We start from the raw sequence: 24,852 nt of genomic DNA, 5'->3' as shown, positions 1-24,852 counted from the left end.
CCGCGCCGGCAAGGGCGCCGTGGCGGCGAATACCAATCCGCAATCGAATAGCTGATTCAGAAAAGACGTGGATAGAAAAAATCAGCGTCATGCCCGGCCTTGTGCCGGGCATCCACGTCTTTTGCTTGTGCCATGCGACGGATTCCGGCCTCGATGGCAAAGGCGTAAAAAATGAACTCGTGGATGCCCGGACCAAGTCCGGCCATGACGGTGAGAGGATGTTCGTACTCCCCCATCTCCGCCTTCATGACGTCTCCATCTCCTCGTCCGGATCGGGATCGCGGGCATAGCGGATGCGGTCCATGTCGGGCCCCGGCAGGTCGATGATCGTGCCCAGCAACTCGGCGCGGCTGCGTGGCGGCGGCGGCGCGGGTGGACGCGGCGGGCGCGGCGGCGGTTGCCAGTCTTGTGGGGTGCTGCGCGGCGATGTTGATGGCGATGGCATGGGCGATGGCGATGGCGCGGCGGCCTGCATCGGCGTGGCATCGTTTTGCGCTGGTTTTGCCTCGCTTAACCCTTGATTTTGCTTGGCCGCGCTGTCGGCGGCGGCCTGCCGCGCCTGCCGGCGGGCGACCTCCGCCTTGATCCGCGCCACCTCGGCATCCATCTTCGCGCGCTCGGCCGCGATGCGTTTGCGGAAGGCCATGTTGGGCGGCGGCGCGGCGGCGCGGCGCAGGCGCTCGCCCAGATCCGGTTCCGGCGCATCCGGGCGGCCTGACGATGGCGCAGCCTCCGCCCGCATCCCGCTTTCCAGGCCGGCCTGCGCGCCGAGCCAGCGCAGGGTCTCGGCGTCGTATTTTTCGATCTGCTGCACGGCGCGCAGCAGGGCGTCGCGGCCCAGGTGCTCAAGCCGGAACCGCGCCTGCAGGCGGCGACGCGCAGATGCCTGCTCGATATGGAAGCGAAAGCGCTGGCTCTGGCCCACGTGGCGCCAGAAGCGGGCTTCGTCGATGCCCAGCGTGGCGCAGATGGCCGGCACCTCCTCGCCATCGGCCCACATCATCGCGCCGCGCCGCCAGGCGATCTGCGGCCGGCGCGGCTTAGTCTCCGATTGGGGCGGCGGGGGGATGTATTCTTCCTTGAACGGGTCGTTTTCCGGTTTGTAGGGCATGCTCGCCTCCTGCTCTGGGGAGGCGGACAAGGATAACGCGGATTGGGGGAAAAGAAAACAAAAAAAGAACAAAAAGGAAAATAAGCAGAATTAATACCCCGCCTCCTTCTGGTGCCGGAAGGCCAGCAGGATGACGGCATCCCGGGCCGGCTCGTGGCGATACAGCGCCGCATAACCGCCATCGCCGAACGGGATCAGCAATTCGCGCAGCTCCGGCGCGGGATCAAAGGGCCGGCCCATTTCGGGGTGGCGGGCCAGAAGCTGCAGATGGCGGTTGATCGCCTCGGCCGCGCGACGGGCGGCCAGCGGGTTCTTCCCGGCCAGGAAGGCGCGGCAGCGGATCAGGCCATCCCGCGCGGCCTGGGTGACGAGCAGCCGGGCCATGGCCTAGTCGTGCGGCTTGGGCGGGTCGCGCTCCTGCTCGGTGCCCCAGCCTTCCAGCCAGGCCCCGAGTTCCTCGCCGGTGACATGCAGGCCGGTTTCCTGGAAATCCTGCCAGGCCGCCAGGGCCTCGCGCTTGAAGCTTTCGCGGGCTTCCTCGCGGTCGAGATACTGCTGGATCGCCTCGCGCATCAGATAATGCGGCGACCGGTCGCGTTGTTCGGCCAGCAGGCGCAGGCGCTCCTGCTCCGATGGATCGAGTTTCACCGAGACCGCCATGGGGCGCTCCTTAGGGTATTCATTGGTAATACCGAATAATACTCAACAAACCTGCCATCGCCTAGGGCAAACCCGCAGCGGTATCGCCGGGAATCGACTTAAGCTGGCCTCACCGAGTCCGGGAACCGCATGCCTCCAACCCTCCTGATCGCCGGCTATGTTTTGCTCACTCTCGCGCCGCTGGCTTTGGCCTGGGCGCAGGGCAAGCCGCCGCGCCCGTTTCTGGACGAGCTGTCGTCGGGGCTGGCGCTGGCCGCCTTTGCCATCCTGCTGATGGAGTTCCTGCTGTCGGGCCGTTTCCGCAGCATCTCGGAGCGCATCGGCATGGACGTGACCATGCGCTTCCATCAGCTGCTGGCGCGCGTGGCCGCCGCCTTCATCCTGGTGCATCCCTTCCTCTATGCCACGCCGATTGGCCTGGCGCGGCCCGACGATGCCACGCATCGCGACCATCTGGGGCTGGCCGGCGCCGCGGCCTATACCGGCATCATTGGCTGGCTGCTGCTCCTGCTGCTGGTGATCACGGCAATGCGGCGCACCCAGATCGGCCATTCCTACGAAACCTGGCGGATCACGCATGCCGTGGGCGCGGTGCTGATCGCCGGGCTGATCGCGCATCATGCCTTTGCCGCCGGGCGTTACAGCGGCGCGGCGCCGCTGCTGTGGTTCTGGATCGTGCTGCTGGCGCTGGCGGCGCTGACCATGCTGGTGGTGTATGGCCTGCGGCCGCTGCTGCGGTGGCGCCGGCCGTATGAAGTCGTTGCCGTGCGGCCGGTGGCGGCGAAGACCTGGCAGCTTGAGATCAGACCGCGCCGGGGCGAGGCGTTGCAGTACGAGGCCGGGCAGTTCGTGTGGCTGCGCCTGGGCACCAATCCATGGTCGCCCGACGAACATCCCTTCTCGATCGCCTCGGCGCCGGCCGACCGTACGACGCTGTCGTTCATCATCAAGGAATATGGCGACTTCACGTCGCGGCTGGGCGGCATCGCGCCCGGCACAACGGCCTATGTCGACGGGCCCTATGGGCATCTGACGCTGGCCCAGACTCTAAGGAGGGGGCGGCAAGCCGAGGGCGTGGCCTTGCTGGCCGGCGGCGTCGGCATCGCGCCGCTGCTGGGCATCCTGCGGCAGATGCAGATGAGCCGCGACGACCGCCCGGTCATCCTGGTCTACGGCAACCGCAGCCGCGCGCAGATCGTGTTGGCGGATGAGTTGGAGGCGCTGGTGGCCAACCCGAACCTGACAATCGTGCCTGTGCTCTCCGAGCCCGACGCCGCGTGGACCGGCCGCCGGGGCGTGCTGGACGACGCCCTGCTGCGCGAAGTGTTCGGCTTCGACGGCGCGGCGCGCTGGTGCTACCTGCTCTGCGGGCCGCAGGGCATGATCGCTAGCTGCGAACGCAGCCTGCTGGGCCTCGGCATTCCGGCGCGGCAGATCGTGTCCGAACGCTTCCTTTACGACTGAGGCGCCTATGCCGGCCGGACACCGCCTGCTGACCGTCTTCTGGGGCATCGCCGCCATAATTCTGGGCGCCGTGCTGGCCTTCGCGTTGCGGTGAAGGCGGCTTTGTGCCCGTTAACATCGACATAAGACGCGCGGACCCATCCGATGTGGACGGGCTCCATCACCTGATCCTGCACACCATCAGGACCAGCAATGCAGAGGATTACGAGCCAGCCGTACTGGAAAAAATATGCGCCGATTTCACGCCGGCCTTGATCGCGGCAAAAATGGGCGAGCGCGATGTATTCGTCGGCATGCAGCATGGCCATATCGCGGGCACCATCAGCCTGGGCGGCGACCGACTGCATTCGCTGTTCGTCTCCCCTTCCGTGCAGGGACGGGGCATCGGGCGCTGCATGGTTCAGTTTCTCGAGCGTCATGCACGCGAAAACGGCGTCTCTGTCCTGCGGCTGAATTCCTCGATTACCGCTGTGCCGTTTTATCAAAAACTTGGCTATCGGCTCATCGAACGCCATGAGCATGCCAAATTCCCCACCATACTGATGCAGAAATCACTGGCCTGACCGCCGGCCTTTGACTTGTGCATATGCATATGTCAGGGTGGGGCATGGCCGCCCGCCCCAAATCCAGAGCCAAAGCCGCGCCCTGCCCGCCCGTGCTGCCGGACGGCATGGCGGATGTGTGCATGGTGCTGAAGACGCGGCGCGCGGCACGCGCGGTGACGCGGCGCTACAACGCCCTGCTGAAACCGTTTGGCTTGCAGAGCACACAGGTCTCGCTGCTGGCGGCGATTGCCAAGGGCGGCTTTGACTCGGTGAGCGACCTGGCCGAGATGATGGCGCTGGAGCGCAGCGCCATGCTGCGCAACCTGAAACCCCTGGAGCAGGCCGGGCTGATCGCCTGCCCGCAGGGCGGCCAGGGCCGGGCGCAGAAATTCGCCCTCACCCGCAAGGGCGAGGCGCTGATCACGAAACTGATTCCGCTCTGGCAAAAGGCGCAGGACGACCTGCGCAAAGCCCTGGGCGACAAGGCCTGGCGCGCGGCGCAGCAGGGGCTGGCCGCGCTGGGGTCGCTGGCCTGAATCGCGGGGCCTGAATTTTTTGCCTTAACATGTGTATATGCACAGGAGAAAGCCATGAGCAACCATAACGCCCGTATCGTCGTCACCGGCATGGGCCTCGTCACGCCGCTGGGCTGCGGCGTGGCCAGGGTCTGGGAGCGGCTGGTGGCGGCAAGATCCGGCATCCGGCGCAACACGCGGATTGATGTTTCCGACCTGCCCAACCAGGTCGCCGGCCTGGTGCCGACGATTGACGAGGATGCCGAAGCCGGCCTCGACAGCGACAGCGTGGTGGCGCAGAAGGAGCGCAAGAAGGTGGATCTCTTCACCATCTATGCCCTGGCCGCCGCCGAGGAGGCGCTGACGCAGGCGAACTGGAAACCGACTGACGAAGCCGCGCGCGAGCGCACCGCGACGATCATCGCCAGCGGCATCGGCGGTTTCCCCGTGATCACCGAAGCCAAAGCCACGCTGGATGCGCGCGGGCCGCGCCGGCTGTCGCCCTTCGTGGTGCCGGCCTTCCTCGCCAATCTCGCGGCCGGCAATGTCTCGATCCGCTACGGCTTCAAGGGGCCGCTGGGCACGCCGGTGACGGCCTGCGCCGCCGGATTGCAGGCGATCGGCGATGCCATGCGGCTCATATGGTCGGGCGAGGCCGACGTGGCTCTGGCCGGCGGCACCGAGGCCTGCATCGACCGGTTGTCGATCGGCGGGTTTGCGGCGGCGCGGGCGCTCTCGACCGCGCGCAACGACGCGCCCGAGACGGCCTCGCGGCCATTCGACCGCGACCGCGACGGCTTCGTGATGGGCGAAGGCGCCGGCCTGCTGGTGATCGAGACGCTGGAGCATGCGCGCGCGCGTGGCGCGACGCCGCTGGTGGAACTGACCGGCTATGGCACCAGCGCCGATGCCCATCACCTCACCTCGGGGCCGGAGGATGGCTCGGGCGCGGCGCGCGCCATGCAGGCGGCGCTGCGGATGATGGGCTCGGATGGCCACGAGATCGGGTATGTGAACGCGCATGCCACCTCGACGCCGGTGGGCGACAATGGCGAGGTGGCGGCCCTGCGCCGCGTGTTCGGCGAGAGGCTGAAGGATGTGGCGGTCTCGTCGACCAAGTCGGCCATCGGGCATCTGCTCGGCGCGGCCGGCGGCGTCGAGGCGGTGTTCACCGCCATGGCGCTGCGTTCAGGAATCCTGCCGCCGACGCTGAACATGCATGCGCCCGACGCGGGCAACGAGGACCTCGATTTCGTGCCGCTGACGGCGAAGGCGCGGCAGATCACGGCGGCCTTGTGCAACGGCTTCGGCTTCGGCGGCGTGAATGCCGCCATCATCATGAAGGCGGTTTAGTCCGGCTGGTATAACCGCCCGCCGCTGACGGCCAAACGCACGCCGGTGGTGCCGGGCAGGCTGAGGCTGAGGCCCCGCACGGCGCGGGCGGCGAGGAAGGCGAAGGCCTCGGCCTCCAGGCTGTCGCCGCGCCAGCCCACGGCCTCGACCGCCTCGACCGGCATGTTGAGCTGCTGCGTGAGCATGCGCATCAGCGTGGCATTGTGCCGCCCGCCGCCGCAGACCAGGCAGCGCACAGGCCGTTGCGGCAGGTGTTGCAGCCCGCGCGCCACGCTGGCGGCCGTGAAGGCGGTGAGCGTGGCGGCGCCGTCTGCCAGCGACAGCCCCTGCACGGCATCGGCCGAGAAATCGTTGCGGTCGAGGGATTTTGGCGGCGGCGCATAAAAATAGGGATGATCGAGCAGGCGGCGCAAAGCCGCCTCGTCCACCCGGCCCCTGGCCGCCGTGGCGCCGCCCTCGTCATGGGCAGAACCGGCATGTTTCAGCATCCAGTCGTCGATCAGCGCGTTGCCCGGCCCGGTGTCAAAAGCCAGCAGCGCGTCGCCGATCCAGGTGACATTGCCGACGCCGCCGAGATTGAGCACCAGCAATGGCGGCGCCAATCCGGCATGGCGGGCCAGCGCGGCATGATAGAGCGGCACCAGAGGCGCGCCCTGCCCGCCCATGGCGACATCCATGCTGCGGAAATCGGCCACGGTGGCAATGCGCGTGAGCCGGGCCAGCAGGGCGCCGTCGCCGATCTGCCAGGTGCGGGCGTCGTCCGGGCGGTGCAGGATGGTCTGGCCGTGGAAACCAAGCCAGGCGACGTCCTTGGCCGTCATGCCGGCCCTGTTCAGCAGGGCGGCCACGGCCTCGGCATGGGCCTCGGTGACCAGCCGCGCCACGGCACCGGCTTCATGCCCCCCTTTGCCCAGCAGGGCGCGGATACGTTCGCGCAAGTCCGGGGCATAGGGCTGGGTCAGGGCCGGGCCAAAGCCGGCGATGGCCTCGCCATCGCTGCGCAGCAGGGCGGCGTCGATGCCGTCCAGCGAGGTGCCGCTCATCAGGCCGATGATCCAGGAGGGCTGCGAGGACAAGAGGGGAACACCGGAGGCTGGGAGAATCGGGTTCGCTATGATAGACCATCGGGCCTTTCCCGCCCACAGGACCCAAGCCCGAACCAGAGCCAGAGCGCGCCATGACCGAGTTCCGTTCCGATTTCCTGCAGACCATGAGCCAGCGCGGCTATTTGCACCAGTGCACCGACGGCGAAGCCCTCGACGCCCTGGCCACCCAGCCCGGCGGCATCACCTGCTATGTCGGCTATGACTGCACCGGGCCGAGCCTGCATGTCGGCCACCTGCTCTCGATCATGATGCTGCGCCGCCTGCAGCAGGCCGGGCACAAGCCGATCGTATTGATGGGCGGCGGCACCACCAAGGTGGGCGATCCCTCGGGCAAGGACGAGGCGCGCAAGCTGCTGACCACCGACGACATCGCCGCCAACATGGCCAGCATCAAGACCGCCTTCGGCAATTTCGTCCGCTTCGGCGACGGGCCGTCGGACGCCATCATGGCCAACAACGCCGAATGGCTCGACCGGCTGCAGTATATCGACTTCCTGCGCGATTATGGCCGGCACTTCTCGGTCAACCGCATGCTCAGCTTCGAGAGCGTGAAAATCCGGCTGGAGCGCGAGCAGCCGCTCAGTTTCCTCGAATTCAACTACATGATCCTGCAGGCCTACGATTTCGTCGAGCTGGCGCGGCGCTACAAATGCAATCTGCAGATGGGCGGCTCGGACCAGTGGGGCAACATCGTCAACGGCGTCGAGCTCGGCCGCCGCGTGCATGACCTCAGCCTCTATGGCCTGACCTGTCCTCTGCTCACCACCGCCGCCGGCCACAAGATGGGCAAGACCGCCTCGGGCGCGGTGTGGCTGAACGAGGACATGCTGCCGAGCTACGATTACTGGCAATACTGGCGCAATTGCGAGGATGCCGATGTGGGCCGCTTCCTGCGCCTGTTCACCGACCTGCCGCTGGACGAGATCACGCGGCTGGAGCGGTTGCAGGGCGCCGAGCTGAACGAGGCCAAGAAGGTGCTGGCCACCGAGGCCACCGCGCTCTGCCGTGGCCGCGCGGCCGCCGAGCATGCGGCCGAGACCGCGCGCAAGGCTTTCGAGGAAGGCAGCTTCGGCGGCGACCTGCCGGTGGTGAAAGTCGAGCGTGCGCGGCTGGAGGCCGGCATCGAGGCCTTCGCGCTGGTGCTGGAAGCCGGCCTGGCCAAATCGGGCGGCGAGGCGCGCCGGCATATCCGCGGCAACGCCATCAAGCTGAACGACCAGCCGGTGAAGGAAGAGACGCAGCGCATCTCGGCCACCGACCTGGGCGCCGACGGCCGCCTGCGCCTGAGCTTCGGCAAGAAGCAGCATGTGCTGATCGAGGCGGCGTAGACATATAAAAATGGGATTCCGGCTCAAGGCCGGGGTGACGCTCCATATCTTTGTCATCCCGGGCGCGGCGCGGCATGCAACGATGCGCCGCAGACCCGGGAACCCATTTACGCTCCCCGAGTCGCTTCCCCTGCGGCAGCATTGCCGGCGGCGGCGCGCTGGCGGATAGTCGGCCCATCAAGGGAGACCCGCCATGCTGAAGCGCATTCTAAAAATCCTGCTCGCCCTCGTGATCGTCGTCGTCGCCGCTGTCGGCGGCGGGCTGGCCTGGCTGCGCTGGGGCAACGGCTACAAGGCCGATGGCGAATTGCAGATGGCGGGTTTGACCGCGCCGGTGCGTGTGCTGCGCGATGCCCATGGCATCCCCTATATCTTCGCGCAGACCACGCCCGACCTGATCCGCGCGCAGGGCTTCGTCACCGCGCAGCACCGCCTGTTCCAGCTGGAAGCCTATCGCGCGCTGATATATGGCCGCGTGGCCGAAGTGGTCGGCGAGGTCGGGCTGGCCAGCGACAAGGAGATGCGCACGCTGGGCCTGACGCGCAATGCGCAGCGCCACGCCAAGCTGCTGAGCCCGGAAGCGCGCGATTTCCTCACCTGGTATGCCGAAGGCCTGAACGCCTATGCCGCGTTGACATCCGATCATCCGATCGAGCTGAAGCTGGCCGGCTTCCGCGTCGGGCCGTGGAGTGTCGACGACCTGGTCGCCGTGCTGCATTTCGTCAATTACAGCCACGCCACCAACTACAAGGCCGAGCTGCTGATGCAGGCGATGATCGACAAGCTGGGCTTCGAGAAGGCAAAGGCGCTGTTCCCGCTCAACGTCAATCCCGACCGCAAAGCTCAGCTTGCTTCACTTGGCACCACACAGGTCGTCGAGGGCTTGAACGTGCAGGACCTGATCCTGCAGAGCGGCAGTCCGATCGCCCCCATCGAGCTCGGCAGCAACAACTGGGCCGTGGGCGCCACGCGTTCGGCCTCGGGCGCCACCATCGTATCCAACGATCCGCATCTCGATGCCCGCACCCTGCCTGGCGTGTGGCATCCCGTCGGCCTGTTCGCGCCCGGCATCCAGGCCATCGGCGCCGCCCTGCCCGGCGTGCCCGGCCTGACCATCGGCCGCACGCCCCATGTGGCCTTCGGCGTCACCAACGGCTATGGCGATTCCCAGGACCTGTTTATTGAGACCGTCGATCCCGCCAATCCGGCCAATTATCTGGATAACGGCGCGAGCGTGCCGTTCGAGACGCGCGAGGAAATCATCCGCGTGAAGGATGCCAAGGCCCCGAATGGCATCCGCGAGGAGACGCTGACCGTGCGCAGCACCAAACGCGGCCCGGTGGTGGGCAATGCCGCCAATGGCCGCGTGCTCAGCCTGCGCATGGCCTCGGCCGAGATTCCGGGTGGTGGCTTGGGCATCGAAAAGCTACTGACGGCGAAAACCGTGCAGGAGGTGGATGCCGCCGCGCAGCAGATGGGCGTGATGTATTTCAACTACGTGTTCGGCGACAGCAGCGGCGCGGTGGGCCATCGCGCCACCGGCCTGGTGCCGCTGCGCGCCAGCGGCCAGGGCGTGTTCCCAAAGCCGGCCGACACGGCCGCCAATGACTGGCGCGGCTTCATCCCACCCGACAAACTGCCCGGCCAGATCGCGCCGGCGCGCGGCTGGGTCGGCACCGCCAACCACGACACCCAGCCGGATAACTACCCCTATCATTACGGCAGCTATTTCTCGCCGCCCTATCGCTACGGCACGATCAAAAACCGCATCGAAAACGGCCCGGCGATGAAAGCGGCCGACCATCTGGCGCTGATGCAGGATATCAGCAACGCGCAGGCGCGTGGCCTGGCGCCGAAGATCGTCGCGGCCCTGCAGGGCGGCAAACATGCCGACCTCGCCGCCATTCTTGCCAGCTGGGATTTCCACGAGCGCACCGACAGCGCGGCGCCGACCATCTATCACAGCATCTACGAGGCGCTGGCGACGCAGACCTTCTCGGATGAGCTGGGCCCGGAGCTGGCGAAACGCTGGCTGTCGAACTGGTATACGTGGCAGTCGCGCTTCGATGCCCTGCTGGCCGATCCCGCCTCGCCCTGGTTCGACGACACGGCGACGCCTTCGGTGGAAACCCTGCCCGACATGATCCGTCGCGCGACCGACATCGCCCGCGCCGACCTGGAGGCGAAATACGGCGCGGCACCGCAGGCGTGGCTGTGGGGCAAGGCGCACACGATTGCCTTCGTCAGCCCGCTGCGCCGCAGCGGCCCGGGCAAGGACCTGCTGGGCACAACGCCCAAGGCTTATGCCGGCTCGGGCGAGACGGTGCAGCGTGGGTTGTCAGGCTTTGGCCAGGGTTTCGAGGCGCGCTTCTTCGCCTCGCTGCGCTTCATCGCCGATTTCTCGGATTCTGAGAAGGTGATGGCAGCCGTGTCCGGCGGCGTGGCGGAACGCCAGTTCGGCCCGCACCAGAAAGACCAGCTGGAGGCCTGGATGGGCGGCCGGCTGCTGCCCTGGTGGTTCGCGCCGGCGGCCGTGGAAGCCAATGCGCGGCATACCCTGGTGCTGAAGCCGTAGAGACGGAAAGAAGACGTGGATGCCCGGCACAAGGCCGGGCATGACGGGCTAGTGGGATATCTTTCCAAGTGTCATGGCCGGACCCAGGAGACGATTCTTGGCCGGCCATTCACGCCTTTCCGCGCCGGACCTTGCCGCGCCTAAGGCGTGATCCGCTGCTCGAACGGCACTTCGGTTGATGGCGGCGATTGCGGTCCCTGCTGGCCGTTGCTGTCGGATGTCGGCGCCTGGAAGATGCGGCGCAGGAAGCCGGGCGCGATGGCCGAAAGCGGATTGACGGTGAATTGCGGATCGCTCCGGTTGCCCGAGACGGCGAAGTTGACGCCGATGATGCCGTCGCCGACGAACAAATCGCCGAGCAGCGGAATCTTGCCCAGGATGGTGTTGAGCACAAAGGCCGGCACGGCGGTGCCGGTGACGCTGATGCTGTCGGTGCGGTCGTAGATATTGCCTTCGAAGGTGATGCCGAGCTGCGGCCCCTGCAGGCGCGAGGGCCGCAGGGTCAGCACGCCGTCCTTCTGCGTGAACGGCACCTCGCCGGTCTCGAACAGGATGCCTTCGCCCGACAGCAAAGCCGACAGGCCGGCGAACGAGCCGATGCCAAGCAGCCGGGCCAGGAACGGCGCGCGCACCGCACGCACGTTCTGCATCATCATCCGGCCGGCCAGGGGCTGGCTGGCCTGGGTGTCGTCATAGGCGGCATTGATCTGCATGGTGCCGCCCTGCATGTTGGTGACGCCGAGGAAATGCAGCATGGCGCCGGCATTGTCGGAATCGAGCCGCAGGCTGCGGCCGTTCAGCGCCGGCGAGATGAAGAAGGTGACGCCGCCGGTGGTGGCGAAGCCGCCGGTCAGGCCGACGCGCTCCAGCCGCTTGGGCTCGCGCTGCACATTGAGGGCGAGATTGCGCATCTCCAGCTCGTCGTCGATGCGGGCCTCGTCGAGCCGCAGCTCGAGGATGAGGCGCGGCTTGACCTGGCCCGGCTCAGCATCGTCGTCGAACACGTCCTTCACGAAAGGCCGCAGGTCGTACCGCCGGCCGCTCAGCTCGATCCGCGCGTCGCCATTGGCGGCATAACTGATGCGGCCGCGCGCGTCGCTGTCGCCGGTTTTCAGGCTGGCGATCTCGGCGCTCCAGCCGCCATCGCTGTTGAGCTGGGCCTTCGCGCGGCCCGACAAAGCCGGGCCCTCCAGTTCGATCAGGTCGAAGCTGACCGGCTGGCCGGCGCGGGTGCGGATCAGCACCCTGCCCTGCCCGGCGATGCCGGCGGGTTTTTCCAGATGCGCCTCGGCCACGCTGATCACGGCATCCTTCAGGTCGAACTCGCCGCCGATGGCGGTTTCGCCGCCGCGCCGCTCCTCGATCTCCATCGTCGCCTCGACCGGGCCGTCGATATACGGCGCCAGCGGATAGCCCAATACCTTGCGCTGGGCCTCGTCGATGCGGCCCTGCAGCCGGTAGCGCGCCGGCACCGCGGCGCGGGCGCTGAATTCCTGGCGCCAGACGATCTGCAGCGGCACGCCGTTCAGCGCCGCCTTGCCGCTGGCCTCCAGCGCCTTGGCATCGACCTTCAGCTTCATGTCGCCCTCGGTGAGGCCATAGCGGCCCATCAGGCCATCCATGCTGAGCGCGGTGAGGTCGGCTTCGGCCGTCACGGCAACGTCATCGGTCTTCAGCGCGTTGAGCAGCGGGAATTTCAGCCGCCACGTCACGGATGCCTCGCCGCCCACGCCGGCCGGCTTGATCGCCAGCCTGGAGGGGAAACCCAGCGGCTTCTGGTCGATCAGCGCCAGCACGTCGCTGCTTTTGCCGCGTGCCGTGCTGGTGATCTCGGCATGCTGATCCACCGCCTGCAGCCCGGTGATCTTCACGCTGCCCGGCCCGACCTGCAGCGAACCGCCGGGAAGATTGCCGGCAGGATTGCCGGGAAGATTAACCGTCGCCGATTCCACGCTGAGGTCGAACACATCGGCATCCATCGCGGCGGCGCCCTTGCCGTCGCGCAGTTTCGTCATCGGCGGCAGGTAATCGACCTGCAGGCCCTCGAAGGCGAAATCGAGCTTCACGGCCTCGCGCGGCAGCTTCACCTCGCCGGCCAGCATGGCCGGGGTGAGCGCGGCGGCGAAACGCCCGGCCGACACCCTGCCCTCGCTGATCCGCGTGGTGACCCAGTCGCGGGCATTCCTGGCCATGCCCGGCGGCCAGTATTGCGCCAGCGCGCTGGTCGGCAGGTCGAAGAACTGCCCCTTCAGGTCGAGGCCATACCGCTCGCCTTCGCTGCGGCTGAGCCAGCCGCCGAAGGACAGGCGGAAATTGTCGGCAAAGCTGATGCTGCCTTCATCCAGATACAGCCGGCCATTGGCCGCATCGGCATAACCGCGAAACCGCGCCTCGGTGAGCTCGAGCGGCGCGACCAGGAAATCGGGCGCCTGCACGCGGCCGGCGCCGGCATGCAGGTCGAAATTCAGGCCTAACTGCTCGCCGCTTTCGTTCAGGCGCAGGGTCAGGCTGCCATTGAGCGGCGCAGAGAGATAGTCCAGCGGCTGCAGCTCGGGCACCACGTCGGCGAAATCGGACGGCTCGACATTGTCGAACTGCACGTCCACCTTGGCCGCGCGCTCGGCCGCGTCGTAATCGGCGCCGACCGTGAGGTTGACGCGGCGATCGCGCCAGTCGAGCGCGCCGGTGGCCGAGCCATAGACATGACCGTCGCCGCGCCGGAACGACAGCTGCGCCCCGGGCACCACCCAGCGCTGGTTGAGCTTCCAGTCCTCGATCACCAGCCGCTCGGCCAGCATCGACACCATCTGGAGCTGGCTGAGCGGATCATTCGGGTCCGGCCGGCGCGACAGCAGCTCGAACACGCCGGCGAACATGCCGGTGGCCAGCGTGTCGGCGGGCGTGCGGATTTCCTCGGCCTCGGTGGTGGCGCCGGGCTGGCCGTCGCCTTCCAGCGGCAGGCCGATCTGGAACCGGCCCTGGGCGTCGCGCACCAGCCGCGCCTCGATGCCGCTGGCGAACACGTAGCGCGGCGCGATCACGCCGCGCAGCAGCGAGGGACCGCTGAGCGCCATGTCGATGAAGGGAATCCGCAGGGCGACGCGTTCATCGGCGCCGCGATAGCGCGCGTCAACCACGCGCAGCCGCAGGCTCTGGTCACGCTCGGACCAGGCCAGCACCAGATCGGCCATCTCGGCGCGGATGCCGAATTGCGGCAGGGCCAGCGCCTCGCTGACATAGGGGATGAGAAACCCGACCGAAATCGGCTCCTGCGCCACGCGCCAGGCCAGCAGCCCGCCCAAACCAACCAGCGTCAGCGCCACCGCCGCAACCAAGCGAACCAGCCACCGACTCCATCGCAAAACCACGTATCGCGTCCTCGTTTCCGCCGGCCGGGCTGCGACCGGGCAGGCTTTATGACACCAGGGGGGCGCCGCTGCTTGACCCTGTGGTGAGTTTAGCCGAACTTCGCCCACGGCACGAGGGAAACGCCATGCCATCCAAGCGATTACCGGCAAAACCGGGTAAAAAACCAGTTACGGCCAAAGCGGCGGAATCCTTCGCCGCCCGGACCCCGGCCGCGGCAAAAAAAGCCGGCAAAAAGAAACCGGCCACGCCGAAGAAAGCCGCCCCGAAGACAGCCGTCCCGAAGAAAAAAGCCGCGCCGAAAACCCGTCCTCCTGAGATCGGTACGGCAAGCGGCCAGGGCAAGGTCGCCGCAAGCAAAAAAGCCGGCAGCCCCAAACCCGCCACGGCGGCCTGGTCCGGCCTGCCGCGACCCTTTGACGCCGGGGCGGCGGCGCGCGGCTTCGAGCACTGGGCCGAGATGCTGGCCGAGCATCCCGACCGGGCGCTGGCGAAACGCCTGACGGCGGCAGGCCGGCAGGCCGGCACCAGGACCCTGCTCGGCTGCCTGTTCGGCAACAGCCCGTTCCTGACCCAGCTGGCGCTGGACGAACCCGCCACCATCGCCCTGCTGCTGGACAGCGGCCCGGACGCGGCCTTTGAGCAGGCCATGCGCGCGGTGAAGGATTTCACCCGCCGCTGCGACCAGCCCGAGGCGCTGGCGACGCCGCTGCGCCAGGCCAAGAAACGCGTCGCGCTGTCGATCGCCGTGGCCGACATCGCCGGGCTGTGGCCGCTGGAAAAGATCACCGGGTGCTTAAGCGACTTCGCGAGTTTGAGCATCGACAGCGCCATGGCCGTGCTGCTGCGCGATGCGGCGGCGCGCGGCGAGCTGGAGCTGCCGGATGCCAGGAAAGACCCCTGCCGCGGCTCGGGCTTCGTGGCCCTGGGGATGGGCAAGCTGGGCGCGCGCGAGCTGAATTACTCGAGCGACATCGACCTGATCATGCTGTTCGACCAGGAGGTCGTGCGCTACACCGGCCGCAAGACGCCGCTGGAATGCTTCATCCGGCTGACCCAGCAGATGTTCCGCCTGCTGCATGACCGCACCGAGGACGGCTACGTGTTCCGCACCGATTTGCGGCTGCGGCCTGATCCGGGCTCGACGCCGGTGGCGCTCTCGATGGCCGCCGCCGAGACCTATTACGAAAGCTTCGGCCAGAACTGGGAACGCGCGGCGATGATCAAGGCGCGGCCGGTCGGCGGCGACATCAAAGCCGGCACCGGCTTCCTGCAGCGCCTGACGCCCTATGTGTGGCGCAAGAACCTCGATTTCGCCGCCATCGAGGACATCCAGTCGATCAAGCGGCAGATCCATGCCCATAAGGGCCATGCCGAGATCGCGGTGGAAGGCCACAACATCAAGCTGGGCCGCGGCGGCATCCGCGAGATCGAGTTCTTCGCCCAGACCCAGCAGCTGATCGCCGGCGGCCGCGACACGCGGCTGCGCGCCGCGCCGACCTGCGACGCGCTGCGCGCCCTGGTCGCCACCGAGCGCCTGAGCGAGGCCGCCTGCGCCGAGCTGATCGAGGATTACCGCTACCTGCGTGGAGTCGAGCATCGCCTGCAGATGATCGCCGACGAGCAGACCCATACCCTGCCGCGCGACATCGGCCACCTCGCCTGCTTCCTCGGTGCGGAGAGCCCGCAGGCGTTCCGCGACCGCCTGCTGGGCGTGCTGGCGCGGGTGAAGCGGTATTACGACGAGCTGTTCAGCGAGGCGTCGTCGCTGGGCTCTGAGACCGGCAGCCTGGTCTTCACCGGCACCGACGACGATCCGGAGACGCTGAAGACCTTAAGCGGCCTGGGCTTCTCCGATCCGCCCGAGATCGCGGCGATGATCCGCGGCTGGCATTTCGGCCGCTATCGCGCCATGCGCTCGGAACGCGCGCGCGAGAAGCTCACCGCCATCATGCCGCAGCTGCTGGAGGCCTTCTCGCGCACCGGCAGCGCCGACGTGGCGATCCGCCGCTTCGACCATTTCCTGTCCAGCCTGCCGGCCGGCGTGCAGCTTTTCGCGCTTTTGCAGGCCAATCCGACCGTGCTCGACACGCTGGCCGAGGTGCTGGCCGCCGCGCCGCAGCTGGCCGAGACGCTGGCGCAGAACGCCGCCCTGTTCGACAGCCTGCTGGAATATGCCGAGCATCCGCCGGTCTTCGACGCGGCGACGCTGGCGGCCAGCCTGCAGCGGCAGCTGTCGGCGGCGCGCGATTTCCAGGACGTGCTGGACTGGACGCGGCGCTGGACCACCGAGCTGAAATTGCAGGTCGGCATCGGACTGCTGCGCGGCACGCTGGATGGCGTGGCCGCCGGTGACGCTTTAAGCCGCGTGGCCGACGCGGTGCTGGCGGAACTGCTTTCGCGCGTGAGCGCCGAATTCGCCGGCCAGCATGGCAGGATCCGCGACGCGCAGCTGGCGCTGATCGGCATGGGCCGGCTGGGCAGCCGCGAGCTGACGCTGGAATCCGATCTCGACCTGGTGCTGATCTTCGACTGCCCGGAGAGCGCCGGGGAGTCCAGCGGCGCGCGGCCGCTGACGCCGGGGCTGTATTTCGCCCGGCTGTGCCAGCGCTTCATCAACGCGATCACGGCGATGACCGGCGAAGGCCGACTGTATGAGATCGACATGCGGCTGCGGCCCAGCGGCGGCGCCGGGCCGATCGCCATCAAGCTGGACGCCTTTGCCGATTACCAGCGCAACGAGGCCTGGACCTGGGAGCATATGGCGCTGACGCGGGCCCGCGTGGTCTGCGGCGATGCGAAGCTGGCGACGCGCTTCGAGGCCGTGCTGCGCGACATCCTGACCACCAAGCGCGACGAGAAACGCCTGCTGGCCAACGTGGCCAGCATGCGGGCGCGGCTGGCGGCGCAGAAGCAGGGCAAAAGCATCTGGGACCTGAAACAGAGCCGCGGCGGCCTGGTCGACCTGGAATTCATCCTGCAATACCTGCTGCTGCGCCATGGCGCAGCACACCCCGACATCCTGCAGGCCAATCCGCTGCGGGCGCTGGAGGCCATGGCGGCCGCCGGCCTGCTGGAGGCGAAGGCTTTGCGCATCCTGCGCCTGGCCGGACCGCTTTACGCCACGTTGCTGGCCGCCACGCGGCTGGCCGGGCGCGAGGAAGCCGGCGATCCGGCGTCATGGCCGCCGGCGCTGGCGAAACGCCTGCCCGAACTGGTGGGCGATGCCAGCCTGGACGACCTGAGCGAACGGCTGGAGGATTGCCAGCGCCAGGTGCACAAGCTGTTCGTCGCCCTGGTCGAACAGCCGGCCGCCCCCTATCTCTCGCTCGCAGATTCGCTCAACCCGGATTCCAACCGCACAGGACAGGACGATGGCAACGCCCGCTAAGACGAAACCCGCCGCGAAGACCAAAACCGTGGCGAAGAAAAAAGCCGCCGCACCGAAGGCGGCTGCAGCGCAGAGCGCCGGTCTGAAAGTCGGAGACCGGGCGCCCGCCTTCACCATGCCGACCGATGGCGGCGGCACGGTTTCTCTCGCCAGCCTGAAGGGCAAGGCGGTGGTGCTGTATTTTTACCCGAAGGACGATACCTCGGGCTGCACCCGGGAAGCCCTCGACTTCACGGCGGCGAAGGCGAAGTTCGACAAGCTGAATGCTGTGGTGATCGGCTGCTCGCGCGACACGGCGAAAAGCCACGACAAATTCAAGGACAAGCACAAGCTGAAGGTGGTGCTGGCCGCCGACGAGTCGGGGAAAGTCACCGACTCGTATGGCGTCTGGGTCGAGAAAAGCCTGTATGGCCGGACGTATATGGGCATCGAGCGGGCCACCGTCGTGATCGACCGTACCGGGAAGATTGCGGCAATCTGGCGCAAGGTGAAAGTGGCCGGCCATGTGGACTCGGTGCTGCAGGCCGTGCAGGCACTTTAGAATCAAGCGCTTGCGACGCTTATCCACATTCTGTGGATAACACGCGCGACATAGGTTAAGTCTGTGTTCGCGCGTGTTTTTCTGGGAATCGTAACAGATTCTTTCTTGCATTAACCAAACCAAATAAGCCCTAATCGACCCCGCCAGAGGCAAGCGGTTTCCAAGACAAAACGGGGGGCTTAGTGACGCGACGCGCGAGACGGCAATGGCGGGAGTTGCGCGACCGCCTGTTCCCGGAACGGCAGATCATTTTCCGGAGTCGGGGCGACGTGCGTTATGTCGCGCTCTCCACCCGTGCCCAGGTTCTGATGGCCGCCGGCGTCGTCGCTTTCGCCGGCTGGATCGGCTACGCCTCCGTCAACGTGTTCTATCGCGACACCCTGCTCGACACCCGCGACCGCCGCATCGCCGAACTCAGCCTGGCTTATGACCGGCTCTCGGCCGATTACGAAAAGAGCCAGGAGAATTTCGTCGTCGCCTCGCGCGACCTGGAAGAGCGCTATCGCCGCCTCTACGACATGGCGATGAAGCAGCGCAGCCCGGCGCTGCCCGGCCAGTCCCCGACCGATACCGCCGATGCCGGCAGGACTGGCGCCAAGGCCAAGGCCGCGCCGGACCAGGCTGCGCCAAAGGCCGCCGCCGAGGCCACGAAACCCGACAGCGGCAGGCTGGCCTCCGCAGCGCCCGTCCGCAGCGAGACGATGGCGCGCAGCGAGGACCCCGCCTCGATCGAGGATCTGGAAGGCATGCTGCGCGAGTCCAAGGCCCGGCCGCCGGTGCCGGCGGTGAAGCCGCGCGACATCGAGACCCGCATCCTGACCGTGCGCGGCCGCCAGCGCGAATTGCTCGACGAACTCGACCAGCGCACCGAGCAGAGCCTGGCCGCGCTGGAAAAGGCGCTGAGCCGCACCGGGCTCGACATCAGCGGCATGCTGGCGCGCGCCACCGAGGCCCGCGCCGAAGTCGGCGTCGGCGGTCCGTTGCGCATGCTCGAGCCGCATCCGACCCAGACCGCCTCGCTCGATCCGGTCGACCGCGACATGAACAGCCTGGAAGGCAAGCTTGGCCGCTGGAGCGAATTGATGGCGCTGGCGCAGCGCCTGCCGCTGGCCCTGCCGATGGGCGGCGAAGCGGAAGTCTCCTCCACCTTCGGCCGCCGCACAGATCCCTTCACCAAGCAGCCCGCCTTCCATGCCGGCACCGATTTCATCGGCCCGAACAAGGCGCCGGTGATGGCCACCGCACCCGGCGTGGTAGTCTTCGCCGGCCGCAAAGGACCCTACGGTCGCGCGGTGGAAATCGACCATGGCCTGGGCGTGAAAACGCGCTATGCTCACCTGAGTTCGATATCCGTGCAGGCAGGCGAGACCGTCGCCTACGGCCGCCCGCTCGGCACCATGGGTTCGACCGGTCGCAGCACCGGTCAGCATCTGCATTACGAAGTGCTGCTCGACGACGAGCAGATTGATCCCGCCAAATTCATCGAGGCCGGCTATCATGTTTTCAAGCAGCAAGAAAACCAATCCGCAGGCCGCCGCTAAGCAGGCGCCTCCCTCGATCCTGAGCGCCGGCCTGACGGTGAACGGCGATCTCAATTCCGATGGCGAGGTGCAGATCGACTGCCTGGTCAACGGCGATGTCACCGCGGCGCGCCTGGCCATCGGCGAGAATGCCAAGGTGGTTGGCGAGGTGGTGGCCGAGCATGTGCTGATCCGTGGCGAGGTGATCGGCCGCATCCGCGCCAAGTCGGTGGAACTGGACAAGACCGCGAAGGTGCGCGGCGACATCTGGCACGAGCTGCTCTCGATTGCCGCCGGCGCCAAGATCGAGGGCCTGTGCAAATTCGCCGAGAACCCGCGCGAGATGGTGGCCAAGCTCAGCGTGGTCGCCTCGGCGGATGCCAAGGACGAAACCGAGAAGACCGTGCAGAAGGCGATCAAGGGCGCGGCCGAAACCGGCCTGTCGGGCGCCCTGCCCGGCCTGGCCCGCGCCGCCACCGCGACGAGCTGAGACAGCCCTCATCCAGCATCAGAGGCGGCCCCTGCGGGCCGCCTTTTTTTATGGCCTAGAAACGCCCGTCGCGCAGGAAGCGTTGCACGGCGGCAATCACGCGCGGATCGTTGGGCAGGAAGCTGTGCCCAACCGGCAGCATAAGCGTGTGCCGCAGCATTGGCGGCAAAGCGGAATCCACTTCCACCGTGCCGTCGCCGTCTTCCCGCGCGCCATGCAGCAGGTTGATCCAGGCGCTGGGGATCAGCGGATGGAAGCGCCGCGTGCCCGCAATCGCGCCGGTTTCCAGCTTCGGCCAGGGCAGGCCTGCCAACCAGGGCGCATCGCGATAGAGGTCGCGCGCCGGGCGGCCGAAAATCTCGGGCAGGCGGCCGAAGCCGCGCCGTGCCTGCAGCCGGGCCACGGACAGCGCGCCGCGATTGGGCACCCCCAGCAGCACGAGGCGGCCGGCAGGAAACGACAGCGGCTCGGACAACAAACTGCGCAACAGCAGGCCGCCGAGCGAATGGCCGACGAAGTGCGTTCTGGTGAAATGGGTTTTGCCATCGCCCGCCAGCGCGGCGATGCGCGGCCGCAGCAAAGCCAGCAGCCCGGCGTAATCATGCTGCCGCGAGGGATACTCCCAGTTTTCGACGGCATAGCCTTCGCGCGCCAGCGCCTGCGCCAGCTTCGCCATCGAGCGCGGCGTGCGCGCCAGGCCATGCAGCAGGATCACGCGGTCGGATTCGGGGTTTATTTCCATTCCCCTATTGTCATGCCCGGACTTGGTCCGGGCATCCACGAGTTTTTTTGCAATTCGGCGCATCGTCATCCCCGGATGTAACCGCAGGGCTCGATATCGCTATGCCGCTGGAAGAAAGGGAGGCCGGTTTCAACGGGATGCCGGGTCAAGCCCGGCATGACGATTGGGGGAGCCGAAAGAAACGCCGTCACCCCGGCCTTGCGCCGGGGTCCCATAAAATGGCACCCCCGCTTTCGCGGGGGTGCCGCTGCATAGAGTTACGCGGCGTTTTTTGCCCCGCCCAACGCGGCGCGCAGCACCTGCTCGACGCTGAGCGGCGCCTGCCCGGTCAGCTTTTCCACCGTGTCGGTCACCCTGGCCATGCGGCCCTGCTCCACGGCGGCTTGCGCGCCGACCAGCGCCTCGACCAGGAAAGGCGGCATGCCCAGCGTGCCGCTGAAGAAGCCGGCAAGCTGCTCGGGCGTGATCGGCGCCACCGGGATCGGCTTGCCGGCGATCTTCGCGATGATGGCGGCCACATCGGCGGCGCCCAGCGCCTCGGGGCCGGTGAGTTCGTAGACCTTGCCGTCGTGGCCCGACTGGGTGAGCACGATGGCCGCCACGCGGGCAATATCGGCGCGCGCGATCGAGCTGGTCTTGCCGGCAGGCGCGGCGGTGGCATAGGCGCCGTTAGCCATCGCGCCCTGGGCATTCATCACCAGCAGATCGGCATAGGTGCTGGGACGCAGGATGGTGAAGGCCAGGCCGCTGTCGCGCAGGGCCTGCTCGGTATCGCCATGGACGGCGGCGAAGGTGAAGGGCGAGGCCGGATCGTTGTCGAGATAGCTGGTATAGACGACGCGCTGCACTCCGGCGGCCTTGGCGGCGGCGATGGCATTGCGGTGCTGGGCGATGCGGGTGGCGTTGTCGGCATCGCCGGAGACCAGCATCAGGGTTTCGGCGCCGGCCAAGGCCGCCACCAGCGTCTCCGGCTTGCCATAATCGGCCTCGCGCACGGCCACGCCACGGGCGGCGAGATCGGCGGCCTTGGCCTTGTCGCGCACCGACACCGCAACCTGGCTGGCCGGCACGCGCTGCAGCACCGCGTCGACGATCAGGTGGCCGAGCTGGCCGGTGGCTCCGGTGATGACGATCATGGTTCTCTCCTTGGGGTTTTGATTATGCGGCTTGCAGCAGCAACTGCAGCCTGTCGCGGTCGTGATAAAGGACATCGGATGGCATCACGCGCGGTGGGACGCTGGCAGCGCCATGCAGCAGCAGGGTCGGCACGCCGCGCGCGCCGACGGCATCCAGCAGAAGCTGCCCCTGCCCGGCCCAGAGCCTGGCCTGGCGCTGTTCCTCGGGGTCGGCATAGGCGGCGATGAACGCCGCGGCGTCGAGGCCATGGGCCACGACCAAATCCGCCAGCACGGCCGGATCGGTGACGTCGCGGCCATCCCCATAGCGGGCCTGCTGGATGTCGCGCAGCAGATCGAGGCCACGGCCGGGCTGCCGGCGCTCGATGATCGACAAAGCCAGGGTCGCCGGACCGGAATCGACCATGCCGCCCGGCTGCATCACCACCTGCTCGACATAGGCGGCCGAGAAATCCTGGCCGCTGAGCCGGCCGATGCGCTCGTCGGCCTGGCGGATATGGTCGCGCATGCGTTCCAGCGGGATGGCGCGCTCCCAGGCGAACAGGCCGGTGGGCAGGCCGCGCAGGGCAACGCCGGGTTGGCCGCGCAGCCAATGCAGGGTGGCGCCGGCGCCGTAGCACCAGCCGCAGAGCGGATCGAACAGATAGGTGAATTGAGCCATGGCCCGACTATGGCGCGCCGCCCGCGCCGGATAAATCCGGCAAGCGGGAATTGACTGTTCAGTTTAAATTGACAATGTGGAAGCCATGACCAACGTGAACCTGAACCGCCTGGCCGTCTTCGCCGCCGTGATCGAAACCGGCGCCTTCACCGCCGCCGCGCGCCAGCTCGGCCTGACCAAGGCCATGGTGAGCCAGCATGTCGCCCGCCTGGAGGCCGAGCTGGGCACCACCCTGCTGATCCGCACCACGCGCAAGGTGACGCCGACCGAGATGGGCCAGGCCTTCCATGCCGATTGCCGGCGCATCCTGGCCGAGACCGAAGCGGCCCTGGCCCGCCTGCGGGTGAGCCGTGATGCCGTGGTGGGCCGGCTGCGCATTACCTGCGGCGCGGAATATGCCGCCGCCGTGCTGGCGCCGGCGCTGGCGGACTTCACCCTGCAACATGCCGGCCTGACCATCGACCTGATCGCCAGCGACCAGGTGGTGGATCTGGTGGGCGAACGATTCGACCTGGCGATCCGCGCCGGCTGGCTGCGCGATTCCCGGCTGCGCGCCACGCGGCTGGCCGGCTTCCGCCAACTTGTGGTGGCCGCGCCGGACTATCTGCGCCGCAATGGCATGCCACGCCGGCCAGCCGACCTGGCGACGCATCGCTGGGTGGCGATGCCGCAACTGCCGGCCAGCCATACCCTGCGTTTCCAGCCACGCCCAGGCAGCGGCCAAGGCCGAGGGCGGGCGCAAAGCGCAAGGGTGAATGCCGTGCTGCAGACCAACAGCACGGCGATGATGCGCGCCTTCGTGCTGGAGGGCGGTGGCATGGCGGTATTCCCCGACCATATGGTGCGCGACGATCTCGCTGCCGGACGTCTGGTCGAGGTGCTGGGCGGCTATGCCCTGCCCGAGGGCGGCGTCTATGCCGTCTACCCGGCGATGCGCCACGTGCCGCCGAAGACGCGGCTGTTCATCGACTTCCTGAAACAGCGGCTGGCGGCGGACTGAGCCAGCGAACCGCCCGACGGATCAGCAACCGTCATCCCCGGGACAAGCCCGGAGACGACGGTTCCAGGATTCTACGCCGCGTCCTTGTCGCCGCCGACCCTGGCCGCCAGTTGCGCGGCCATGAACGGGTCGAGGTCGCCGTCCAGCACGCCCTGGGTGTCGCTGGTTTCCAGCTCGGTGCGCAAATCCTTCACCATCTGGTAGGGATGCAGCACGTAGGAGCGGATCTGGTGGCCCCAGCCGATATCGGTCTTGGAGTCGAACACCGCCTGCTTCTCGGCCTCGCGCTTCTGCAGTTCGCGCTCATAGAGGCGCGCCTTCAGCATCTTCATCGCCTCGTCGCGGTTGCGATGCTGCGACTTGTTGGTCTGGCAGGCCACCACGATGCCTGAGGGCATATGGGTGATACGCACGGCGGAATCGGTCTTGTTGACGTGCTGGCCGCCGGCGCCCGAGGCGCGGTAGGTATCGACGCGCAGGTCCTTGTCGAGGATTTCGATCTCGATGGTGTCGTCGACCACCGGATAGACGCCGACCGAGGAGAAGCTGGTATGGCGGCGCGCGTTCGAATCATAGGGCGAGATGCGCACCAGCCGGTGCACGCCGCTCTCGTTCTTCAGCCAGCCATAGGCATTCGGGCCGATCACCTTGATGGTGGCCGACTTGATGCCGGCCTCCTCGCCTTCGCTCTCTTCCTGGAATTCGACCTTGTAGCCATGCTTCTCGGCCCAGCGCACATACATGCGCAGCAGCATCGAGGCCCAGTCCTGGCTTTCGGTGCCGCCGGCGCCGGCATGCACTTCCAGGAAGGTGTCGTTCATGTCGGCCTCGCCCGACAGCAGGCTTTCCAGCCGCGCCTGCGCCACTTCCTTCGACAGGCCCATGATGACGGCTTCGGCCTCGTCGACCACGGCCTGATCATTCTCGGCCTCGCCGAGCTCGATCAGGTCGATGCTGTCCTGCAGGGCCGCTTCCAGCCGGCGCTGGGTGGAAACCGCGCGCTCCAGCTTGGTGCGCTCGCGCATCAGCGCCTGCGCCTCGGCCGGCTTGTTCCACAGGCTCGGATCCTCCGAGCGGGCGTTCAATTCCTCGAGCTTCTTGACTGCGTTATCCCAGTCAAAGAGACCTCCTCAGCAGTCCGAGCGACTGCTGGATTTCATCGGCCATCGACCGAATTTCGGCGCGCATGTTTCCGTTCCTGAAAAGTGTCGTTTAATCGGCCCGGACCATACGGAAACCGGCCGATTTCGTCAAATATCGCCGGATTCAGCCCCGAAACCTCAACCCCGCGCGGCCTTCACCAGCTGGCGCATCGCGTCCAGCGAGATGGCGCCGGGCACCAGTTCCT

Annotated in this window: 21 protein-coding genes; 11 read left to right on the top strand and 10 right to left on the bottom strand. The window is 67.4% G+C overall.

Going from position 1 to position 24,852, the window contains the following annotated elements:
* Nucleotides 1–56: 56 nt before the first annotated feature.
* The 4 genes from Q1J79_RS10085 to Q1J79_RS10070 form a co-directional block, all read right to left on the bottom strand.
* Entirely contained in the window at nucleotides 57–248 is a 192-nt protein-coding gene (locus Q1J79_RS10085) for a hypothetical protein (protein WP_300299812.1), read from the bottom strand.
* Nucleotides 245–1,111 (bottom strand): hypothetical protein, encoded by an 867-nt coding sequence (locus tag Q1J79_RS10080; RefSeq protein ID WP_300299810.1) that lies wholly within the window; start codon nucleotides 1,109–1,111, stop codon nucleotides 245–247. Before Q1J79_RS10080 ends, Q1J79_RS10085 begins: the two co-directional genes overlap by 4 nt.
* Before the next feature lie 90 nt (nucleotides 1,112–1,201).
* Entirely contained in the window at nucleotides 1,202–1,495 is a 294-nt protein-coding gene (locus tag Q1J79_RS10075) for a type II toxin-antitoxin system RelE/ParE family toxin (RefSeq protein WP_300299808.1), read from the bottom strand.
* 3 nt (nucleotides 1,496–1,498) lie between these two features.
* Nucleotides 1,499–1,771, bottom strand: a complete 273-nt coding sequence (locus tag Q1J79_RS10070) for a CopG family ribbon-helix-helix protein (protein ID WP_300299806.1) — start codon at nucleotides 1,769–1,771, stop codon at nucleotides 1,499–1,501.
* A gap of 129 nt (nucleotides 1,772–1,900) precedes the next feature.
* Here Q1J79_RS10070 and Q1J79_RS10065 point away from each other — a divergent pair, with 129 nt between their 5' ends.
* From Q1J79_RS10065 to fabF, 4 genes are all read left to right on the top strand, one after another.
* On the top strand, nucleotides 1,901–3,235 hold the full coding sequence (locus Q1J79_RS10065) for a ferredoxin reductase family protein (protein ID WP_300299804.1): 1,335 nt from the start codon (nucleotides 1,901–1,903) through the stop codon (nucleotides 3,233–3,235).
* 104 nt (nucleotides 3,236–3,339) lie between these two features.
* A complete protein-coding gene (locus Q1J79_RS10060) occupies nucleotides 3,340–3,798 on the top strand; it encodes a GNAT family N-acetyltransferase (RefSeq protein WP_300299803.1) in 459 nt (152 codons plus the stop codon).
* A 44-nt stretch (nucleotides 3,799–3,842) separates the two neighbouring features.
* Nucleotides 3,843–4,316, top strand: a complete 474-nt coding sequence (locus tag Q1J79_RS10055; protein WP_300299802.1) for a MarR family winged helix-turn-helix transcriptional regulator — start codon at nucleotides 3,843–3,845, stop codon at nucleotides 4,314–4,316.
* Nucleotides 4,317–4,370: 54 nt separating this feature from the next.
* The gene (fabF, locus tag Q1J79_RS10050; protein ID WP_300299801.1) at nucleotides 4,371–5,648 is read left to right on the top strand and encodes a beta-ketoacyl-ACP synthase II; all 1,278 of its coding nucleotides are present in this window, start codon (nucleotides 4,371–4,373) and stop codon (nucleotides 5,646–5,648) included.
* Here fabF and Q1J79_RS10045 read toward each other — a convergent pair.
* Nucleotides 5,645–6,724, bottom strand: a complete 1,080-nt coding sequence (locus Q1J79_RS10045; protein ID WP_300299799.1) for an anhydro-N-acetylmuramic acid kinase — start codon at nucleotides 6,722–6,724, stop codon at nucleotides 5,645–5,647. The genes fabF and Q1J79_RS10045 overlap by 4 nt on opposite strands.
* A gap of 101 nt (nucleotides 6,725–6,825) precedes the next feature.
* Between Q1J79_RS10045 and tyrS the strand changes: the two genes are divergently transcribed.
* Both tyrS and Q1J79_RS10035 read left to right on the top strand, forming a co-directional pair.
* Nucleotides 6,826–8,082 (top strand): tyrosine--tRNA ligase, encoded by a 1,257-nt coding sequence (tyrS, locus tag Q1J79_RS10040; protein WP_300299797.1) that lies wholly within the window; start codon nucleotides 6,826–6,828, stop codon nucleotides 8,080–8,082.
* A 193-nt stretch (nucleotides 8,083–8,275) separates the two neighbouring features.
* The gene (locus Q1J79_RS10035) at nucleotides 8,276–10,657 is read left to right on the top strand and encodes a penicillin acylase family protein (RefSeq protein WP_300299795.1); all 2,382 of its coding nucleotides are present in this window, start codon (nucleotides 8,276–8,278) and stop codon (nucleotides 10,655–10,657) included.
* A gap of 140 nt (nucleotides 10,658–10,797) precedes the next feature.
* Here Q1J79_RS10035 and Q1J79_RS10030 read toward each other — a convergent pair whose 3' ends face one another.
* Nucleotides 10,798–13,992: an AsmA-like C-terminal domain-containing protein gene (locus Q1J79_RS10030; RefSeq protein ID WP_300299793.1), complete on the bottom strand. Its 3,195-nt coding sequence runs from the start codon at nucleotides 13,990–13,992 to the stop codon at nucleotides 10,798–10,800.
* A gap of 158 nt (nucleotides 13,993–14,150) precedes the next feature.
* Between Q1J79_RS10030 and Q1J79_RS10025 the strand changes: the two genes are divergently transcribed.
* The 4 genes from Q1J79_RS10025 (at nucleotide 14,151) to Q1J79_RS10010 (ending at nucleotide 19,965) form a co-directional block, all read left to right on the top strand.
* Complete coding sequence (locus Q1J79_RS10025; protein WP_300299791.1) at nucleotides 14,151–17,414, top strand: bifunctional [glutamine synthetase] adenylyltransferase/[glutamine synthetase]-adenylyl-L-tyrosine phosphorylase; 3,264 nt, start codon at nucleotides 14,151–14,153, stop codon at nucleotides 17,412–17,414.
* On the top strand, nucleotides 17,398–17,955 hold the full coding sequence (locus tag Q1J79_RS10020) for a peroxiredoxin (protein WP_300299789.1): 558 nt from the start codon (nucleotides 17,398–17,400) through the stop codon (nucleotides 17,953–17,955). Before Q1J79_RS10025 ends, Q1J79_RS10020 begins: the two co-directional genes overlap by 17 nt.
* Before the next feature lie 182 nt (nucleotides 17,956–18,137).
* A complete protein-coding gene (locus Q1J79_RS10015) occupies nucleotides 18,138–19,496 on the top strand; it encodes a M23 family metallopeptidase (protein ID WP_300299787.1) in 1,359 nt (452 codons plus the stop codon).
* The gene (locus Q1J79_RS10010) at nucleotides 19,453–19,965 is read left to right on the top strand and encodes a polymer-forming cytoskeletal protein (RefSeq protein ID WP_300299785.1); all 513 of its coding nucleotides are present in this window, start codon (nucleotides 19,453–19,455) and stop codon (nucleotides 19,963–19,965) included. The genes Q1J79_RS10015 and Q1J79_RS10010 overlap by 44 nt, the downstream gene beginning before the upstream one ends.
* Nucleotides 19,966–20,020: 55 nt before the next feature.
* Here Q1J79_RS10010 and Q1J79_RS10005 read toward each other — a convergent pair whose 3' ends face one another.
* From Q1J79_RS10005 to Q1J79_RS09995, 3 genes are all read right to left on the bottom strand, one after another.
* The gene (locus tag Q1J79_RS10005; RefSeq protein WP_300299783.1) at nucleotides 20,021–20,707 is read right to left on the bottom strand and encodes an alpha/beta fold hydrolase; all 687 of its coding nucleotides are present in this window, start codon (nucleotides 20,705–20,707) and stop codon (nucleotides 20,021–20,023) included.
* 257 nt (nucleotides 20,708–20,964) lie between these two features.
* Nucleotides 20,965–21,843 carry an SDR family oxidoreductase gene (locus tag Q1J79_RS10000; RefSeq protein ID WP_300299781.1) on the bottom strand — a complete coding sequence of 293 codons (879 nt, stop codon included), beginning with the start codon at nucleotides 21,841–21,843 and terminating at the stop codon, nucleotides 20,965–20,967.
* Nucleotides 21,844–21,865: 22 nt separating this feature from the next.
* The gene (locus Q1J79_RS09995; protein WP_300299779.1) at nucleotides 21,866–22,504 is read right to left on the bottom strand and encodes a DsbA family protein; all 639 of its coding nucleotides are present in this window, start codon (nucleotides 22,502–22,504) and stop codon (nucleotides 21,866–21,868) included.
* A gap of 85 nt (nucleotides 22,505–22,589) precedes the next feature.
* Between Q1J79_RS09995 and Q1J79_RS09990 the strand changes: the two genes are divergently transcribed.
* Nucleotides 22,590–23,504, top strand: coding sequence for a LysR family transcriptional regulator (locus Q1J79_RS09990; protein ID WP_300299777.1), 915 nt, complete (start codon nucleotides 22,590–22,592; stop codon nucleotides 23,502–23,504).
* Between the two features lie 71 nt (nucleotides 23,505–23,575).
* Here Q1J79_RS09990 and prfB read toward each other — a convergent pair.
* A protein-coding gene (gene prfB, locus Q1J79_RS09985; protein ID WP_300299775.1) for a peptide chain release factor 2 occupies nucleotides 23,576–24,692 on the bottom strand; the annotation gives its coding sequence in 2 pieces (ribosomal slippage) (nucleotides 23,576–24,622 and nucleotides 24,624–24,692; 1,116 coding nt in all).
* Nucleotides 24,693–24,852: the final 160 nt, after the last annotated feature.

It is taken from the genome of Ferrovibrio sp. (assembly GCF_029255545.1).
Taxonomy (GTDB): domain Bacteria; phylum Pseudomonadota; class Alphaproteobacteria; order Ferrovibrionales; family Ferrovibrionaceae; genus Ferrovibrio.
Note: the sequence above shows the minus strand (reverse complement) of the source record. Positions and strands in the feature narration are given on the sequence as shown.